The following is a 17,865-nucleotide window of genomic DNA, read 5'->3' as shown; positions in this document are numbered from 1 at the left end:
CAAATTCCTCACGTCGCAAACAAAACCCCACGAATCTCACCGAGCCGCGGCGCCACCACCACGCCCCCCAACACCATCCGCGTAATCGTCTGCGCCGCCGTTTGATAGTCCTCATCCTGCGGCACTTCGCGCCCCGTGATCCGACCCATCTGCCAGCCGATATTGGTGTACGTACGGGTCGCCGACCAAATGAACATCATCAAATGCTCCGGATCCACTGGTGCGAGCAAGCCGCGCTCGATCCAGCTGCGCAGGCATTCAACGTTACGCCGCGCTTCGGCCTGCAACAGATCGCGGCACTCGTCGGGCAACTGTCGACCGCCCAGCAGTAACTCGCCACTAAACACCTTGGCAATCGCCGGATGCTCGCGGGCAATACGAATCCGCGCGGCGACGTAGGCACGCAGTCCCGTCAGCGGATCATCACTTTCACGCAGCACCGCCGAAGCTTCCAGCAGCGGTTCGACAAACCCCAGCAGCACTTTGCTGTAGAGGTTTTCCTTGGTCTGGAAGTAGTAATACAGATTGGCCTTGGGCACCCCGGCACGCGCCGCGATGTCGCGGGTCTGGGTCGCGTCGAAGCCGTTGGCAGCGAATTCTTCGCTGGCGGCGGCAAGGATCAACTATTCGTTGCGTACGCGGATAGCACTCATGGCAATACAGGTTGGCTGAGCGGCATGGAAATATTCTGGCGATTTCGGTTTCGCAATATACAAAACTATATAGCGTTGAAGCCAGCACACTCGAAGGACAGCGCTATGCTGTTTCGATCAACGAGTGGAAACGGAGCGGGCACATGACCCTTCAGGCAGTGAGAGCCGACGCGACACATCTGGATGCGGTGGCGCCGTTGTTCGACGCTTACCGTGGTTTTTACCAACAGCCGTCGAACCTCGAGCAATCGCGAATTTTCATCGCCGAGCGCATGGCCAGCAACGAATCAGCGATTTTTCTCGCTCAGGATGAAAACGGGGAGGCGCTGGGATTCGTGCAACTGTATCCGACGTTTTCGTCCATCGATGCCCACCGTACCTGGCTGCTCAGCGACTTGTTCACCGCACCCGCCGCCCGAGGGCGCGGCGTTGGCCGATTGCTGATGAACACAGCGCGCGATTTTGCCCTGGCAACTGGCGCCAAAGGGTTGGTGCTGGAAACCGCCACCGACAACTTCACGGCGCAAGGCTTGTACGAATCCCTCGGCTACGTGCGTGACAGCGGTTATTACACCTACATCCTCGACTTGCGTCAGACCTGAACGGCTCCCGTCAGTAATCGCTCGATCTGCGCCAGTTCCCAAGTACTGAGCAGGCTCACCGGATCGGTGCCATAACGTTGCCAACTGTCCAACGCGCCTTTTTGTCCATCGCCGTTGCGGGCAAATTCACAGTGATGTAACCGACCAGCCTCAAAATCCAGCAGCAGGTGCCAGCCCTCGATATCGACCGCGACCCGTCCCGCCGCGTCAGGCAACTCGCAGACTCTGAAAACGAGCACACCCAGCGCCGCTTCACGCAAACGCTGGCATACCTCGCGGGCGCTCAGAAATGCAGACATATCGAACTCAATGACCAGAGGAGCGCGCCAGCATAAAGCCCGAGCCGACAAGTGTCAGCGTTCACTGGCCCGATCCGGAACAATTCCGTAACATCCGCAACCCTCTTTTTCACGAACACTCGCAGCCGCGCTCGGCGGCCGCTCAATCAGGTAAGCCATGAAACCGATTCGTCTGCGCGCCGATGTCCTGGCCGGACTCACCACCTCGTTTGCCCTGTTGCCCGAATGCATTGCGTTCGCACTGGTGGCGCACCTCAATCCGCTGATGGGGCTGTATGGCGCGTTCATCATTTGTACGCTGACGGCGTTGTTCGGCGGGCGGCCGGGGATGGTCTCCGGTGCGGCGGGTTCGATGGCCGTGGTCATCGTTGCGCTGGTGGTGCAGCACGGCGTGCAGTATTTGCTGGCGACGGTATTGCTCGGCGGTCTGATCATGATGGCGTTCGGGCTGCTGCGTCTGGGCAAACTGGTGCGCATGGTGCCGCATCCGGTGATGCTCGGCTTCGTCAACGGCCTGGCGATCATCATTGCGCTGGCGCAACTGGAACATTTCAAGAGCGGTGAAGACTGGCTCAGCGGCACGCCGTTGTACTTGATGACCGGGCTGGTGGCGCTGACCATGGCCATCGTTTATATCCTGCCGCGTCTGACGAAAGCGGTGCCGCCGGCACTGGTGGCGATCCTCGGTGTCGGCCTGCTGGTCTATCTATTCGGCCTGCCGACCCGCACCCTTGGCGACATGGCGCACATCGCCGGCGGCTTGCCGACCTTGGCCTTGCCGGACATCCCGTGGAATCTGGAAACCCTGCGCATCATCGCGCCTTACGCGATTCTGATGGCGCTGGTCGGCCTGCTGGAAACCCTGCTGACGTTGAACCTCACCGACGAAATCACCGAAACCCGTGGCTACCCGGACCGTGAGTGCGTGGCGCTCGGTGCGGCCAACATGGTCTCAGGTGCGTTCGGCGGCATGGGCGGTTGCGCGATGATCGGCCAGACCGTGATCAACCTCAGTTCCGGCGGGCGCGGGCGCTTGTCCGGCGTGGTCGCTGGCGTGCTGATTCTGTTGTTCATTCTGTTTCTGTCGCCGCTGATCGAGCGTATTCCGCTGGCGGCCCTGGTGGGTGTGATGTTTGTGGTGTCGCAGCAAACCTTCGCCTGGGCGTCGTTGCGGGTGGTGAACAAAGTGCCGCTCAACGATGTGCTGGTGATCATCGCTGTGACCACTATCACGGTGTTCACCGATCTGGCCACTGCGGTGCTGTGCGGCATTATCATCGCCGCGCTCAACTTTGCCTGGCAGCAGGCCCGCGAGTTGTACGCCGATGAACATCTGGAGGCCGACGGCAGCAAGCTCTATCGCCTGCATGGCACGCTGTTCTTTGCCTCGACCACGCCGTTTCTCAATCAGTTCGACCCGGCCAATGACCCGGCCCGGGTGACACTGGATTGCCGGCATCTGAGTTTTGTCGATTACTCGGCGATTGCGGCGTTGAAGACTTTGCGCGAGCGCTATGCCAAGGCGGGCAAGCATTTGCAGGTATTTCACCTGTCCGAGCGCTGCAAGAAATTACTCAAGCGCGCCGGTGTTGCTCACGACTGAATCTACGTGGCGTCCTTGAGCCAGGTCTTGCCGAGAATCCGCGAGACCTGCTCGGCGGAGTAGGGCTTGGCGAGGAACTCGAAACCTTCGTAACCGCTGCGTGCCAGTTCTTCGCTGTAACCTGAGGTCAGAATCACCGGCAGATCCGGGCGTCGGCGGCGCAGTTCTCTGGCGAGGGCGACCCCGGTGATGCCCGGCATGACCACATCGGAAAACACCGCGTCGAATGCCATGGCGTCGGCGCCTGCCAGTTGTAAGGCTTCCTCGGCGTTGGTCGCCCACGCCGTTTCATAGCCCAGATCCTGCAGGATCTGATTGGCAAAGCGGCCAACATCGAGATTGTCCTCGACCACCAGTATCCGGCGTTGCTCGTGCAGCGGATGCGCATCGTCGTCATCCGGCACCTCGTTTGGCTCCAGTTCAGCGGCCGTCACCTGTGGCAGGTACAGGGTGAATTCCGTGCCGTGGCCGATCACGCTGGCGACATCGACGTTGCCACCCGACTGCTTGGCGAAACCGAACACCTGCGATAACCCGAGCCCTGTGCCTTTGCCGACATCCTTGGTGGTGAAGAACGGCTCGAAAATATGCTCGAGGGTTTGCGCATCGATGCCGCCACCGGTGTCCGCCAGTGCGATGGACACAAACGGGCCGCTGGCGCCGGCGTGGCCGCGAATCGCCGGCAGTGCCTTGTCGCACTCAAGGCGCAGTTTCAGCAGGCCCTGGCCACTCATGGCGTCACGGGCGTTGAGCGCGATATTGATCACTGCGGTTTCGAACTGACTGAGATCGACGCGGATGTAGCAGGATTGAACCGGCCGTTCGACGCTGACATGTATTTGCGCACCCGTCACGGATTCGAGCATTTCGCCGATGTTGGCCAAGCGCTCGCCGGCATTGACCACCTGCGGATTGAGCGGCTGACGTCGGGCAAAGGCGAGCAACTGACTGGTCAGCTTGGAGGCACGCTCGACCGTATCGGAGACCGCACGCATGTAGCGCTGGCGGCGTTCTTCCGACAGATTCGGCTGGCGCAGGAAATCCACCGACGAGCGAATGATCGTCAGCAGGTTGTTGAAGTCATGCGCCACACCGCCGGTCAACTGGCCGATGGCCTCGAGCTTTTGCGACTGGCGCAACGCGGACTCGGCTTGAGCCAATCGGATACTGCGCTCCTCGACCCGCTGTTCCAGTGTGGCGTTCAATTCCGCCAGGGCGATCAAGCCTTCGCGCACGTTGGCATCGGCGCGGACCCGTTCGATGTGCGCCCAGCAACGCTCGGTGACTTCGCTCAGCAACGACTGTTCGAAGGGCGACCAGACTCGCGGCACATTGTCGTGCACCGCCATCAGCGCGGTCAGTCGTCCTTGCTTGATCAACGGCACGCAAATGGTTGCAGTGATGCCGATGGCCTGGAAGGTGGCCGATTCTTCAGGGGCGAGTTCGCTGCGGTTGTCATGGATGATCAGCGGCTCGCCGGCACGCAGCAAGGTCACGGCTTTCTCACCGAAGTCGCGCAATTGATAGTGGCCGACGATGCTTGGCGAGCCGGGCGCCGCCCAATCGCCGCGAATGGTGAAACCGTCCTCATCGGCGTCCATGTCGGCGTAGGCGCAGTTGGACAGCTGCAGATGCTCGACCATCAGACGCGTGGTGATGGCGAGAATGGCTTGCGCATCGGTCGCGTTGGCAACGGCGTTGCCGAGCGCCTCAAGCACGCCCAGGCGCTGGTTGAGAAAAACCGTTTGGGTGGTTTCCGTAACGGTGTCGAGCATGCCGACCACGTTGCCAAGCGAATCGCGGATCGGGCTGTAGCAGAAGGTAAAAAACGCCTGCTCCGGTCCGTTGCCTCGCTCGATGGTCAGCGCAAAGTTTTCGATGTAAGTGGCTTGCCCGGCGTACGCCGCATCGGCAATCGGGCTGACCTCGCTCCAGGCTTCTTCCCAGATCTTGCTGAAAGGTCTTCCCAGGGCGTTCGGTTTAGCGCCGAGAATCGGCAGGAAGGCGTCGTTGAACAGGGTGATCAGTTCTGGCCCCCAAACGATGGCTTGAGGAAAGTGCGAGGCAAGACTGAGCGACACCGTCGTCTTGAGCACATCGGGCCAGGATTGCAACGGACCAAGCGAGGTGCTTGCCCAATCATGTCGCCGAATCTGCTCGGCCATCGCGCCGTTGTCTTGCAACCAGTCTGTCATTGGGGTCGTGTCTTTCCGGGCGTCTGCATGTGAAGAAAGACCTTGCGTGCGGTGTTTGGTTTCAGCACTGCTGCTCGCAGTGAAACGGTTGTCCTCAGGTCTGTGCCCATCATTGCACGATGCGTGAAACAAAAACGATCAGAGACAAGGATGCCGGCCCCGCCGGAGGTGAAGCAACCAGAAAATATCGGGTGGCTGCTGCGCATTCCGGCGGGAGCAAGCTCCCTGATCACGGGTGTTTTTTGCCCTTTGATCAGGCATCGATGGCCGGGAAATCGATATCCGTCAGCGCCGCATTGTTCAGGTAGTTGGTCAGGCTCTGCACGGCCACCAGCGCAATCACTTCAATGATCTTCACGTCGTCGATACCGGCAGCGCGGGCGGCGCTGATCTGTTCATCAGTCAAATGGCCGCGACTTTCAGTCAACTGGTGGGCGAGGGTGGCGTAGGCGTTGAGTTCACCCTGGCGTGCGGCAACGATGTCCTGCGCCGAGAGCCCGGCCTTGCCAGCAAACAAGGTGTGCGCCGCCAGGCAATAATCGCAACCGTTGACCTGTGACGTGGCGAGATATACCGCTTCTTTCTCCTGGGCGCTCAGCGAAGTCTTGCCGAGGATCGCCGAGGCTTGCATGTAGGTTTCGAGGGCCACCGGCGCTTTGGCCAGGGTGGTGAAGACGTTGGGCAGGAAACCGATTTTCTTTTTCACGCCTTCCAGCACAGGGCGGCTGGCGTCGGCGGCGTTTTCGAGGCTGATAGCGTGGATGCGGCTCATGGTGATTCTCCGAAGACCGGTGCGAAGTGCGCCGGGGATGGAGCTCATGTTATTGAGTGAGGCTGGTGCATTGGCGGCAAATCGTCGAGGATATGCGGCAGATCGTCCAGATCTGGCGTTCGCTGATAGATTTTTGGTGATTGGACGGGCGTCTTCGCGAGCAAGCTCACTCCCACAGGGGAATGCATTTCAAATGTGGGAGCGAGCTTGCTCGCGAAGGTCGCGGCGCAGTCTCAGCGCTGAAAAGAATACAAGCCGCCCGATAACTGTTGGAGCCGTCCATGGATCGCCTGTCTACTTTGCTCAGCCATTTCGGCGTTACTGCCGGGACCTTTCACAGCGGCACGTTTTGCGGCCTCAGCGTTCATGACGGCGAGCCATGCGGCCATGTTCATTTGTTGCAGGCCGGTGAATTGCTGCTCAAGCCGGGCAGCGAACGTGAGATTCGCCTAAGTGAGCCGTCGCTGATCTTCTTCCCCAGACCCTACGCCCACCGCATGTTTGCCGACGAAGCCATGGACACCCAGGTAGTCTGCGCCACGCTGACGTTTGACGGCGGTTCCGGCAATGCGCTGGCGGCGGCGCTGCCGGATTATCTGGTGCTGAAACTGACGGACATCCCGGAGCTGGGCAACACCGTGGAGTGGCTGTTCAAGGAGGCTTTCGAGGGGCATTGCGGGCGCGTGGCGGTGATGGATCGCTTGTTCGAACTGCTGGTGATTCTGCTGTTACGGCACCTGATCAGCAGTCGCGAGCAACAACCGGGGATGATCGCCGGGCTGGCCGATCCGCGTCTGTCGCGCGCCTTGAATCTGATGCACGAGCAACCGCAAAAGCCATGGAGCGTGGCGGATCTGGCCGCTGTTGCCAACCTGTCCCGCGCCGGGTTTGCCGAGCAGTTTCGCCGGGTTGTCGGGCAGACACCGGCCGATTATCTGCTGAGCTGGCGGGTCAGTCTGGCGCAGAAACGCTTGCGCGAAGGCAAACCGATTGCGCTGATTGCCGAGGAGGTCGGTTACGAAAGTCCGTCGGCACTGGCCCGGGCGTTTCGGCGCAAGACCGGGCTCAGTCCGCGCGAGTGGAAGGCGGGTGCCTGAGGATCATTTGGCGAATTTCTTCGCCCCGGCCACACACAGGATCACGCCCAACGTCACCGCGAGCATGCCGAGGCTGACGTGTTCATGCAGCAGCGTCGCGGCCAGCGCCAGACCGAAAAACGGCTGGAGCAGTTGCAACTGACCCACTGCAGCAATCCCGCCCTGGGCCAGACCGCGATACCAGAAGACAAAACCGATCAACATGCTGAACAACGACACATAGCCCAGACACAGCCACGCCGACAGACTGACGGTGCTGAACGAGGCGGGCGCCAGCCACAGACTCAACAGCGCCATGAGCGGTAGCGACAGCACCAGTGCCCAGCAAATCACCTGCCAGCCACCGAGGGTGCGCGACAATTTGGCGCCTTCGGCATAGCCGAGACCGCAGGCCAGAATCGCGGCGAGCATCAACAGGTCGCCGGTGGGCGAGGCGCTCAGCCCTTGCGCGAGGGCGAAGCCTACCACCAGCGCACTACCGAGAATCGAGAACACCCAGAACACCGGTCGCGGCCGCTCTCCACCGCGCAGTACGGCAAAAATCGCTGTGGCCAGTGGTAGCAATCCTACAAACACAATCGAATGCGCCGACGTCACATGTTGCAGTGCCAGAGCGGTCAGCATCGGGAAGCCGAGCACTACGCCCATCGCGACAATCGACAGCGACAACCACTGGTTGCGCGCCGGCCGGCGTTGGCGAAACAGCCGCAACAGCGCCACTGCCAGCACCCCGGCGATGGCGGCGCGGACCACGGTGAGAAACACCGGATCGAACTCCAGCACCGCCAAACGCGTGGCCGGCAGCGAACCGCTGAAGATCACCACGCCAATAAAACCGTTGATCCAGCCGCTGGTTTTTTCCAGGGCCGGGGTCGTCAGATTCGAAGTCCTTTCCATACCAGATCACGCTCAGAGGTAGGTTGCATTGCGGTGATGCTAGAGCCGAGAATCAGCACAATCAAAGAATTGTCATGGATACATCCGGCATGCCACGTTCGCGCTACAAGACAATCGTCGATGCCTATGCGGCGGACATTCGCTCCGGCCAGTTGCCGCCGGGTACACGGTTGCCGACCCATCGGCAATTAGCGGCTCAGGAGGGATTGGCGCTGGTCACAGCCTCGCGGGTGTACGCGGAACTGGAGGCCATGGGCCTGGTCAGCGGCGAAACCGGGCGCGGCACGTTTGTCCGCGAAATCTCGTTGTCGCCGGGTCAGGGCGTCGATCAGAAACAGGTGGCGGTCGGCATGATCGATCTCAACTTCAATTACCCGTCATTGCCCGGTCAGGCCGATTTGTTGCGCAGCGCGTTGCGCCAATTAGCATTGTCCGGCGAGCTGGAAGCGTTGCTGCGTTATCAGCCGCACGCCGGTCGTGGCCACGAGCGCGCGTCGGTCGCGCGGCATCTGCTGACGCGCAGTGTGACGGTCGAGGCCGAGCAGGTATTGATCGTCAACGGCGCCCAGCAAGGCCTGGCGGTGACGCTGATGGCGCTGCTCAAACCCGGCGATGTGATTGCTGCCGACGCGCTGACCTATTCCGGCTTCAAGGTGCTGGCCGAAGCGTTGCATCTGGAGGTCGTGGCGATCCCGTTCAGCGATCAGGGGCCGGATCTCGCCGCGCTGGACAAACTCTGCCGCAGCCGCTCAGTGTGTGCCGTGTACAGCATGCCGACGCTGCACAACCCGCTGGGCTGGGTGATGCCGCTGGCGCAGCGCGAACAGTTGGTCGCAATCGCTCGTCGGCATGATCTGACCCTTATCGAGGACGCAGCCTACGCGTTTCTGGTGGACAACCCACCGCGTACGTTGATCGATCTGGCACCGGAGCGCACGGTCTACGTGTCGGGCCTGTCGAAAAACATCGCTACCGGCCTGCGCGTCGGTTTTATCGCCGCCCCGACCGAAATGGTGCCCGCACTTGAGCGCATCATCCGCGCCACGACCTGGAACACCCCGGGCGTCATGACCGCCATCGGCTGCGGCTGGCTCGACGACGGCACGGTGACACTGCTGGAGGAACAGAAACGCAACGACGCCAAGGCGCGGCAAGCGCTGGCGGCCGAGTTGCTCAAGGGACTACCGAGCATTGGCCATCCTGCTTCGTACTTCCTGTGGCTGCCGCTGCCGGAGGATGTGCGCGCCGATCAGATTGTCGTCGAGCTGATGCACAAGCAGATTTCCGTCACCACAGCCGAACCGTTTTCCGTGTCGGGCCATGTTCCGCATGCGATTCGCCTGGCGCTGGGCTCGGTGGACATGGAGGTATTGCGCCAGGCATTGATGACCGTCAGGAAGATCATTGGCGCTTACCTGTAAAAACAAAATGCTACCCTTGCGCCGCCCGATGCAGACCGATCCGGAACCCTCGATGAAAAACACCGCTGCACTGTCACTCGCCCTGATGCTCGGCACCAGTCTGCTGAGTACGTTCACCCTCGCCGCAGGCGACCCCGAAGCCGGCGCGAAAATCTTCCCGCGCCTGTGCGGCGGCTGCCATCAGGTCGGCGAATCGGCCCGCCCGGGATTCGGCCCGCAGCTCAATGGCATCATTGGCCGGGCTGCCGGGACGTCGGCCAACTACGTGTATTCCGATGCGATGAAGAACTCCGGGGTGACGTGGGATCGCGAAACGCTGATCGCCTATCTGAAGGATCCGAAAGGTGTGGTGCCGGGTACGCGGATGATTTTCTGGGGGCTGAGTGACGAAGAGAAACTCGAAAACTTATTGGCGTACTTGCAAACATTTCAAACTCTGTGACTCTTTGGCCAATGAGACGCAAGCTCTGCGCACTGCACAGTTAGCAGTTACGGTCTGATAAAGTGCATGTTTTTTGAACAGTTCAGGTAGCACTCAGAAATGCATGCTCGAAGCCTTCGATTTTCTTCCATACGCCAATTGAACACCCGGCCAATGCAACCTGTTGGGGATTGCGGTACTCAAGATCACATTGATGTTATGGCCGGGATCGACCTGACGGACATCAATGTTTTCATAGGCAGCAATGGCGCAGGTAAATCTACGATAATCGACATGGTCAGAGCGCTCATTGCTCCCGAGTTGTTGTCCAGTCTCGCTACCGAAAAAGCATATTCAGGTGTGTTTTGCGGATTTTCCGTCTGCTTCGACAGTATTGATTACGCTTACAAACTCGAGATCAAAGAGCCGTACACGTCGGTGTTGTGCCAAATGCTCAGTCGAGCAAAAGGTGAGAAATATCCGCAATCCATACAAAAAGAATACATTCCGCGGATTCTGCCCAAGGACTTCAATGCCAAAATCCCCCCGGCTGACGGTGTGGTCGTCAGGTATCTGCACTGCGGTGGAGCGATCCCTGTCGACGCCGATGCATTACTTGTCCTGAACAGGCTGGGACACAAGCTGACCGGTGCTGTCGACTGGGATGCTTACAACGGAAAAATATCCCAGCCTTTGGAAGGAGGGGCGCTGCAAAAGACAGACGATTACACTGTGTCGACCTGGCTGGCTGAAAGCGACGCCGATCATTTGCCGATTGCGCCGCAGAGCCTTCGGGTCGAATGCTTGCCTTCGGGCTGGAAGGCTTACGCGGCGGTGCTCAAGTGGCTTAATGAGATTCCATCAGGCGGAATTGCTTTGCTTGAGGAACCTGAATCACATTTGCATCCCCATTTGCAGCGTTCGCTTTTTGCTTCGATAGCGAAGCTGGTCAAAGACAATAATTTACAGTTGTTCATGACTACGCATTCTTCTGCGTTGATCAACGCTGCAGCGGAGCTGAGCGATGGGCCGCCTGTGAAAATATTCCAATTGCGTGATGGTCAGGTGCAATCGGCTGACATCGCCCAAGTACTTGATCAATTAGGTTATCGAGCCTCGGATCTGCTTCAGGCCAACAGCGTCATCTGGGTAGAAGGCCCCTCGGATCGAATCTACCTTAATTGGTGGATTCGCCAGAAACGCAAGGACTTTATTGAAGGCGTCCACTATTCAATCATGTTTTATGGCGGGCGCTTGTTCAGTCATCTCTCCGGTGAAACAGCCCCGCTGACTGACCTCATAAAGCTCAAAAAATTGAACCGTCATTCCGCCATCATGTTTGACAGCGATAAAGAAAATAGCAGTGCCGAACTTAATCCCACCAAAAAGCGACTGCAGATCGAATTTGAAGGGACATCTGAGGCGCCCGGTTTTGCCTGGGTAACTAAAGGTCGGGAGATCGAAAACTATTTGCATGAAGGTAATTTCAGGACGAGCCTGAAGCATGAACACAAAAATCTGGCCAGATATCTCGGCACTGGTCATTGGGATAACTGGCTCAAATTTGAAGTTGCGAAACCAGCCCGCAATGCTAAATCGGCAGACCTGCAACGGATCGGAAATAAAGTCGCTGTAGCGAGCCATTACGTTAAAACCTGGTCGGTGGATTTCGAGGTAATGGATCTCGGCAGTCAGATAACGCGGCTGTGTAAATTTATCGAAAGAGCGAACACTTGAAGTTAACGTCCATGGCAATTGCTCAGCGAGGCGATGCACATCAGCCTCGTTGAGAGCCTGGTACGTAAACCGCGCCAACCCGAATGCCGCCGCCAGTGATTTTCTCAATCCGCACGTGAAGCAGGATGCGGCGATCTACCCGCCGAAGAGCGTGATGGAGAAGTTGTTCACGGTGGAGGAATTGCCGGCGAAGATTGCGCGGCTGACGACGCGCTTGTGGACGAAGTTGAAGACCAATACCTGAGTTTTGATCATCAATACAAGGTCCGGCGTGAGCGCCTGGCCTTGATTGCGATTCAAGTATTAGCGTGTTCGGGCGATATGCCTGTCACCCTGGTCTCAGATTGAAAAACGACATGAAAAAGTTATTCGGCGTGGTTGCTGCCTTCGTTTTGCTAACGGGTTGCGTGACCAAAGATCTAACCGTTGAAGACCGCCAGCAGATCAAAACCCTGAAAGTGCTGCCGGTGTTTGTCGCCGTCGACAACTTTCAGTACACCAGCATGACGCAGGCCTGGGGAGCAGGTCTGGGCGCCGGAGCCGGTGCGGCGGCGGGCATGGCCTCCGGTGCGTCGACCATCGGCGCCGGTGCGTTGACGGGGACGGGCTCCGTCGCTGGGACGAAAGCGGCGGACGTCGTCACCGGAGATATTACGCTGGCGATTCGCAACAACATGAAGGCCCATGACATTGACCTGAGCAAGTTGATTCGGCAGAGCTTCGAAAAACGTGTGCAGCAGGAACATCTGTTTACCGTCGTGGGTGACGATGAGCGAGCCGATGCCGAGGTCGAAATCCTGGTATCGCAATGGGGGCTTTGCCTGAAGAACTACAGCACCGTTTTGTACCCGGTGATCGGCGCCACGGCCCAAATCAAACGCAACGGCTCGGCGGTATGGCGTAATTTCGACACCATTTCCGTGTCCAACGACGCCAACACCATCGCCTATACACCGGAGCAGTACGCCACGGATCCCGAAGCGTTGCGCAAGGCATTCAGTCATGTGTCTGATCTGGTGGTCGGTAAGCTGGTCGAACACTTGAAACAGTGAAGGGCTGATCACGCCACCTGATTACGGCCCGCCGCCTTGGCTTGATACAGTTGCTGGTCGGCGCGTTTGATCAGTGCGCTGTGGCTGTTGTCGGCCGGGTCTGCCAGACCGACACCGATGCTGACCGTCACCTGTTCGACAGCAGGGAAGTGCGCCTCGGCCACTGCCGCGCGGATCTTCTCGGCGACGACTTCCGGGGTGTCGGGTTTGGCGATTTCCGGCAACAGCACCGCGAACTCTTCACCGCCGTAGCGGGCGACGAAATCAGTGGTGCGCAAGCTGCTCTGGATCAGTTGCGCCAACTGTTGCAGCACATCATCACCCACCGCGTGACCGTGGCTGTCATTGATGCGCTTGAAGTGGTCGGCATCGATCAGCAGCAGCGCGAACGGGCGCCCGGTGCGGCGGAACAACAGGGTGTATTCGGTAAGTTTCTCGTCGAAGCGACGACGGTTGTAAACGCCGGTCAAGCCATCGTGAGTCGCCAGGCTCAGCAGTTCGGCGTTGGCCTGCGTCAGTGCCGCAGTGCGTTGTGCCACCGTGGCTTCCAGCGAGGCATTGGCCTCTTGCAGTTCGCGCTCTTTGCCGAGCAGTGATTGCGTCATGGCATCAATGGATCGTCCGAGCTGGGCAATTTCCCGTACCGGGTGTTGCAGCGGAAATTGCGCGCCGGGCTCTTTGTTCTGCACCTGCCGGGCAGAACGGGCGAGCTGTTCGATCGGGCGGCTCAGGTACAGCGCCAGATAGTAGGCCACCAGGCCGAACAGCACCGCTGCGACCACACCCAGTATCAGCAATTTGTACATCAGCAGGCGCGCCGGTTGCAGTGCGGTTTCCAATGGCTGGCGCACCGCGATCGACCACGACAGCGCGGTGCTCGACGGCGTCGGCACAGTGACCATGCTGGTGAGGAAGCCGTTACCCGCCGTCCAGCCCTGCAATTTCGAATCAGTCGCCGCCAGTTGCTGACCCATCAGCGCTTCGGGATAGAGAATCTTGCCATCGTGATCGATGATCAACGCTTCGATATCCGGCATTGAGTTTTTATACGCAAACGCCGCCGATTCAACAATGCGCGTCACCCAACTCCAGTGTGCGTGGGCGCCCAGGACACCAATCACCTGGCCGTCGGCGTTGCGGATCGGTGCGGCGAAATCGATGAAGCGTAGCGGTTCACCATTCGGCAGGGCCGGGAGCATTTTCGCCAGCAGCACCGCCTCATGAGGATCGCCGGTGTACTCACTGCGTAACCCGGCCTGGAACCACGGCCGTTGTTGCACCGACAGGCCGACCAGCAAGTCGTTCACCGCTTGATGCACCTTGCCCTCGGCGTCGGTGACGCCCATCCACGCGTACTCGGTGCGCGCCTGAGTGCGCAGTTGCATGGATTTCAGAATCGCCGGGTTATCCAGATCGCCACGCTCAAGATGCGGCGCGCGGCTGAGCAGATAAACCTCCAACTGGCGTTCGCGCAGTTGTTCACCCAGTAACGATGCCGCCGAACGCGCCGTGTTGAGTAGCGCATTGCCGCTGGCCTGCTTCATTTGTTCAGTGGCGATGTGACCCACATAGAAGCCCACGCTCAGCAGCGTCAACAAGGACAAACCGGCAAACCAAAGGGTGAGGTGGCTACGCAGACTGGCTTTGAGCATGGGCGGGCGAGGTCTGTTTTGGAGTTGTGGCCGCATGGTATGCGCAATGGGTGCTGGGTGACCAGTCAGGTAATGGATGATTGCGGACAAGCAAAAGCCCGGCTGATCAGGCCGGGCTTTTTAGGGGATTGCGGTGAAGCCAGTGATTTATGCGACGCGGCGTTCGATCAGACGATCGGAGCCACCTTCGGCAACGCGGCGTTCAAGCAGACGATCGGAACCACCTTCGGCAACGCGGCGTTCGAGCAGACGATCGGAGCCACCTTCGGCAACGCGGCGTTCAAGCAGACGATCGGAACCACCTTCGGCAACGCGGCGTTCGAGCAGACGATCGGAACCGCCCTCAGCGACGCGGCGCTCGAGCAGACGATCGGAACCACCTTCAGCGACGCGGCGTTCGATCAGACGATCGGAACCGCCCTCAGCAACACGACTTTCAATCAACTTGTCCGAGCCGCCTTCAGCGACCTGGATGTGTGCCGGGGTGGCGGCAAAAGCGTTAATGGCGAAAACCGAGAAAGCGATGCTGAGAAGGGTCTGGCGTTTCATGATCGTGTGCTCCGGGGTGTTGTTGGTTGGTATGGAGCTGATGTTACGCCGTGGATTTTTTATGAGAACTTCATTGCCGTGATGGTGACTATCGACGCCAGCAATGTATGCCCCAAGCCCCGTTTACGGGGTGGTCACCCGAATGCACAACTCACCGGTCGCCCTTGTCAGCGCCAGTTCATGCAGCGCGTCGTGGGTCAGGCCACTGCGCGCCTTGGCCAGCCACACCGGGCAATTGGCGTCATGGCGATACGGCAGGAACGCGGCGTATTGCTGCAGCAGACGGGTTTGCAGTTCATCCAGACGCGGGCGAATCTGTTTGCCCAAGTCGGGGCGAGGGGTGTCCGGCGCGGCACCGGCCGCCTGCCATTGTGCGAGCAAACCGTACTGCACCAGTTTGTTCGCCTCCATTTGCGCGGCAATCAGTTGCGCCACGTCATCCGGGTCAAGCTGGCGCTCGGTGGCCAGCGTTCGCGCGTTGGCGATGACCTGCGCCTCACGGGGGCTGTCCTGAATCGGCTTGCCGCTGTCCCATTTGGTCAACGCGACGAGGTCGCCGATGTTCAGGCGTTCGTTCAGCGTTTGCAGTAATGGCTTCAAGATTTCGCCGGGCGCGGTGGCGTGAGCGCTGGTGGCGAGCACGGCGAGGAGGGTGGCAGTCAGCAGATGGGCAAAGCGCAGCATGAACAGAGCCTCGATGAGAGAAGGGAAAGTGGCAGTTGTTTAACACAGCTCTGAACGGACACCTACAAAACCGTGCCCATTACACAGGCGCGGCCACCGGTCATAAACACCGATTTGAAATGTTAATTGCGCCCCGCGTGCAACTCGCCGAAGCTATCCTCCATCAGCCCTCCCGCCGTTCGAGATGGACCTCTATTCAATGCAAGCCGCCGCCCAACGCCCCCTCTGGCACACCTACCTGCTGTTCCTCGCGCCCATGGTGCTGTCGAATTTTCTGCAATCGATGTCGGGTACGGTCAACAGCATCTACATCGGCCAGATGCTCGGTACCCAGGCACTGGCGGCGGTGTCGGGGATGTTTCCCGTGGTGTTCTTTTTTATCGCCCTGGTGATCGGCCTCGGCGCGGGCGCCGGTGTGTTGATCGGTCAGGCCTGGGGCGCGCGTGAGCCGCACATGGTCAAGGCGATTGCCGGTGCGACGCTGTTGCTGGGCGTATTGATCGGGCTGGTGGCGGCGGTGTTGGGCAGCGTGTTTGCGCGGCAGGCATTGGCGGGGCTGGGGACGCCGGCGGATGTGCTCGACGATGCGGTGGCGTATGCCCATGTGATGATGTGGATCTTGCCGTCGCTGCTGGTGTTTGTGTTGTTCACGCAACTGTTGCGCGGGGTCAGCGATACGCTGTCGCCGTTGCTGGCGCTGGTGGTGTCGACCTGTGTCGGGCTGGCCCTGACGCCGGCGCTGATTCGCGGCTGGTTCGGTTTGCCGCAGCTGGGCATTCAGAGCGCGGCATACGCCGGGCTGGCCGGTAACCTGGCGGCGATGGCGTGGTTGGCGTGGCGTCTGATTCGCAAGGGTCATCCACTGGCGCCGGACCGCGAGTTCTTCTCCGCGTTGCGGCTCGACGGGGCGATTCTCGGCAAGGTCTTGCGCATCGGTCTGCCGACCGGCGTGCAGATGATTGTGCTGTCGCTGTCGGAGCTGGTGATTCTGGCGCTGGTCAACCAGCACGGCTCGCAAGCGACGGCGGCGTATGGCGCGGTGACGCAGATCGTCAACTATGTGCAGTTTCCGGCGTTGTCGATTGCGATCACCGCGTCGATTCTTGGCGCGCAGGCTATCGGCGCCGGACGGCTGGAGCGCATGGGGCCGATTCTGCGCACCGGGCTGTTGATCAACGTGTGCCTGACCGGCGGTTTGATTGTGCTCGGCTACCTGTTGTCGCACTGGTTGCTGGGCCTGTTCCTGACCGAGGACTCGACCCGGGCGATGGCTGAGCATCTGCTGCACATCATGTTGTGGAGCCTGTTGGTATTCGGCTTCCAGGCGATTATCGGCGGGATCATGCGCGCCAGCGGCACGGTGCTGGTGCCGGTGGCGATCGCGATCATTTGTGTAGTCGGTGTGCAACTGCCGGCGGCGTACTGGCTGGACGGGCAATATGGTTTGCAGGGCGTATGGATGGCGTTTCCGGTGGCGTATCTGGGCATGCTGGTGTTGCAGACCCTGTATTACAAACTGATCTGGCAGCATCAGAAGATCGAGCGGTTGGTGTAGGCGCTGGCGTAACGCGCGGATGTTTGCTTAAGTCAATCGAGGCCCTCGACGGCCAGCCCCGCCTGGAGAGTCCCATGTCGATCCGATTGCTGCTGGCTGCCGCGTGTTCGCTGTGCGTCGCCTGTGCCGCGCAGGCTGTCGAATATACGCGGGTCAATACCAACGCGAGTCAGATCAGTTTCACCTACAACCAGATGGGCTCGCCGATGTACGGCACCTTCGGCAAGTTCGAGGCAACGCTGGAATTCGACACTGACGATATCGACAACGCCCGTACCACGCTGCACATTGAGCTCAACAGCATCGATGCCGGCAGCGAAGACGCCAACACCGAGCTGGTGAAACCGGCGTGGTTCGACACCGAAAAATTCCCCGTGGCGGTTTTCGAATCCCGGCGTTTCACCCAAGTGGCCGAGCGCCGCTACCTGATAGACGGACAACTTACCCTCAAGGGCATTACCCGCGAAGTGCAAGTGCCGGTGGAACTGAAGCCGGGCAGCGACATTGGCATTTTCGACGGTGAGCTGATACTTAAGCGTGACGAGTTCGGCCTCGGCGCGGGGGAGTGGGCGGACACCGTGGTGTCCAAGGACATCGCCATCAAATTCAAAGTGGTGGCGCCACAGCAGTGACCTCGCCAGTCAATAAAACCGGTCCTGTTCTTTCATCGCTTGGA

At 59.7% G+C, this 17,865-nt stretch carries 17 protein-coding genes and 1 pseudogene; 10 read left to right on the top strand and 8 right to left on the bottom strand.

What is annotated here, in order from left to right:
• Window positions 1-8: 8 nt before the first annotated feature.
• Window positions 9-623, bottom strand: a complete 615-nt coding sequence (locus ACZZ0G_RS00445; RefSeq protein ID WP_463554914.1) for a TetR family transcriptional regulator C-terminal domain-containing protein — start codon at window positions 621-623, stop codon at window positions 9-11.
• Between the two features lie 173 nt (window positions 624-796).
• Here ACZZ0G_RS00445 and ACZZ0G_RS00440 point away from each other — a divergent pair, with 173 nt between their 5' ends.
• Entirely contained in the window at window positions 797-1,255 is a 459-nt protein-coding gene (locus tag ACZZ0G_RS00440) for a GNAT family N-acetyltransferase (protein ID WP_463554913.1), read from the top strand.
• On the opposite strand, the gene ACZZ0G_RS00435 is transcribed toward ACZZ0G_RS00440, so the two are convergent.
• Window positions 1,246-1,554 carry a DUF7693 family protein gene (locus ACZZ0G_RS00435; RefSeq protein ID WP_463554912.1) on the bottom strand — a complete coding sequence of 103 codons (309 nt, stop codon included), beginning with the start codon at window positions 1,552-1,554 and terminating at the stop codon, window positions 1,246-1,248. The genes ACZZ0G_RS00440 and ACZZ0G_RS00435 overlap by 10 nt on opposite strands.
• Window positions 1,555-1,711: 157 nt before the next feature.
• Between ACZZ0G_RS00435 and ACZZ0G_RS00430 the strand changes: the two genes are divergently transcribed.
• Window positions 1,712-3,157, top strand: coding sequence for a SulP family inorganic anion transporter (locus tag ACZZ0G_RS00430; protein WP_463395679.1), 1,446 nt, complete (start codon window positions 1,712-1,714; stop codon window positions 3,155-3,157).
• A 2-nt stretch (window positions 3,158-3,159) separates the two neighbouring features.
• Here ACZZ0G_RS00430 and ACZZ0G_RS00425 read toward each other — a convergent pair whose 3' ends face one another.
• Together ACZZ0G_RS00425 and ACZZ0G_RS00420 are read right to left on the bottom strand one after the other, a co-directional pair.
• Window positions 3,160-5,352, bottom strand: coding sequence for a GAF domain-containing hybrid sensor histidine kinase/response regulator (locus tag ACZZ0G_RS00425; RefSeq protein ID WP_463554911.1), 2,193 nt, complete (start codon window positions 5,350-5,352; stop codon window positions 3,160-3,162).
• 253 nt (window positions 5,353-5,605) lie between these two features.
• On the bottom strand, window positions 5,606-6,124 hold the full coding sequence (locus ACZZ0G_RS00420) for a carboxymuconolactone decarboxylase family protein (protein WP_463554910.1): 519 nt from the start codon (window positions 6,122-6,124) through the stop codon (window positions 5,606-5,608).
• A gap of 281 nt (window positions 6,125-6,405) precedes the next feature.
• Between ACZZ0G_RS00420 and ACZZ0G_RS00415 the strand changes: the two genes are divergently transcribed.
• On the top strand, window positions 6,406-7,221 hold the full coding sequence (locus ACZZ0G_RS00415) for a cupin domain-containing protein (protein ID WP_463554909.1): 816 nt from the start codon (window positions 6,406-6,408) through the stop codon (window positions 7,219-7,221).
• Between the two features lie 3 nt (window positions 7,222-7,224).
• On the opposite strand, the gene ACZZ0G_RS00410 is transcribed toward ACZZ0G_RS00415, so the two are convergent.
• Window positions 7,225-8,118 carry a DMT family transporter gene (locus tag ACZZ0G_RS00410; RefSeq protein ID WP_463554908.1) on the bottom strand — a complete coding sequence of 298 codons (894 nt, stop codon included), beginning with the start codon at window positions 8,116-8,118 and terminating at the stop codon, window positions 7,225-7,227.
• Window positions 8,119-8,207: 89 nt separating this feature from the next.
• Between ACZZ0G_RS00410 and ACZZ0G_RS00405 the strand changes: the two genes are divergently transcribed.
• The 5 genes and pseudogenes from ACZZ0G_RS00405 to ACZZ0G_RS00385 all read left to right on the top strand — a co-directional run bounded on the left by ACZZ0G_RS00405 (window position 8,208) and on the right by ACZZ0G_RS00385 (window position 12,749).
• Window positions 8,208-9,539 (top strand): aminotransferase-like domain-containing protein, encoded by a 1,332-nt coding sequence (locus tag ACZZ0G_RS00405; protein ID WP_463558806.1) that lies wholly within the window; start codon window positions 8,208-8,210, stop codon window positions 9,537-9,539.
• Window positions 9,540-9,591: 52 nt separating this feature from the next.
• Window positions 9,592-9,981: a c-type cytochrome gene (locus ACZZ0G_RS00400; protein WP_463554907.1), complete on the top strand. Its 390-nt coding sequence runs from the start codon at window positions 9,592-9,594 to the stop codon at window positions 9,979-9,981.
• Between the two features lie 198 nt (window positions 9,982-10,179).
• Window positions 10,180-11,697 (top strand): ATP-dependent nuclease, encoded by a 1,518-nt coding sequence (locus tag ACZZ0G_RS00395; RefSeq protein ID WP_463554906.1) that lies wholly within the window; start codon window positions 10,180-10,182, stop codon window positions 11,695-11,697.
• Between the two features lie 64 nt (window positions 11,698-11,761).
• Window positions 11,762-11,941 (top strand): annotated as a pseudogene (locus tag ACZZ0G_RS00390) (spermidine/putrescine ABC transporter substrate-binding protein PotF); the annotation flags it as partial.
• A 112-nt stretch (window positions 11,942-12,053) separates the two neighbouring features.
• Window positions 12,054-12,749: a hypothetical protein gene (locus ACZZ0G_RS00385; protein ID WP_463395685.1), complete on the top strand. Its 696-nt coding sequence runs from the start codon at window positions 12,054-12,056 to the stop codon at window positions 12,747-12,749.
• An 8-nt stretch (window positions 12,750-12,757) separates the two neighbouring features.
• On the opposite strand, the gene ACZZ0G_RS00380 is transcribed toward ACZZ0G_RS00385, so the two are convergent.
• From ACZZ0G_RS00380 to ACZZ0G_RS00370, 3 genes are all read right to left on the bottom strand, one after another.
• On the bottom strand, window positions 12,758-14,401 hold the full coding sequence (locus tag ACZZ0G_RS00380; protein WP_463554905.1) for a sensor domain-containing diguanylate cyclase: 1,644 nt from the start codon (window positions 14,399-14,401) through the stop codon (window positions 12,758-12,760).
• A gap of 147 nt (window positions 14,402-14,548) precedes the next feature.
• Window positions 14,549-14,950, bottom strand: a complete 402-nt coding sequence (locus ACZZ0G_RS00375) for a hypothetical protein (RefSeq protein WP_463554904.1) — start codon at window positions 14,948-14,950, stop codon at window positions 14,549-14,551.
• Window positions 14,951-15,073: 123 nt separating this feature from the next.
• On the bottom strand, window positions 15,074-15,634 hold the full coding sequence (locus ACZZ0G_RS00370) for a chorismate mutase (protein ID WP_463554903.1): 561 nt from the start codon (window positions 15,632-15,634) through the stop codon (window positions 15,074-15,076).
• Between the two features lie 199 nt (window positions 15,635-15,833).
• Between ACZZ0G_RS00370 and ACZZ0G_RS00365 the strand changes: the two genes are divergently transcribed.
• Entirely contained in the window at window positions 15,834-17,189 is a 1,356-nt protein-coding gene (locus ACZZ0G_RS00365; RefSeq protein ID WP_463554902.1) for an MATE family efflux transporter, read from the top strand.
• Between the two features lie 74 nt (window positions 17,190-17,263).
• The gene (locus ACZZ0G_RS00360) at window positions 17,264-17,821 is read left to right on the top strand and encodes a YceI family protein (RefSeq protein ID WP_463554901.1); all 558 of its coding nucleotides are present in this window, start codon (window positions 17,264-17,266) and stop codon (window positions 17,819-17,821) included.
• Window positions 17,822-17,865 lie beyond the last annotated feature (44 nt).

This window comes from Pseudomonas sp. AC169, from assembly GCF_979258515.1.
The sequence above is the reverse complement of the archived record's forward strand: the minus strand, read 5'-3'. Positions and strand labels throughout refer to the sequence as shown.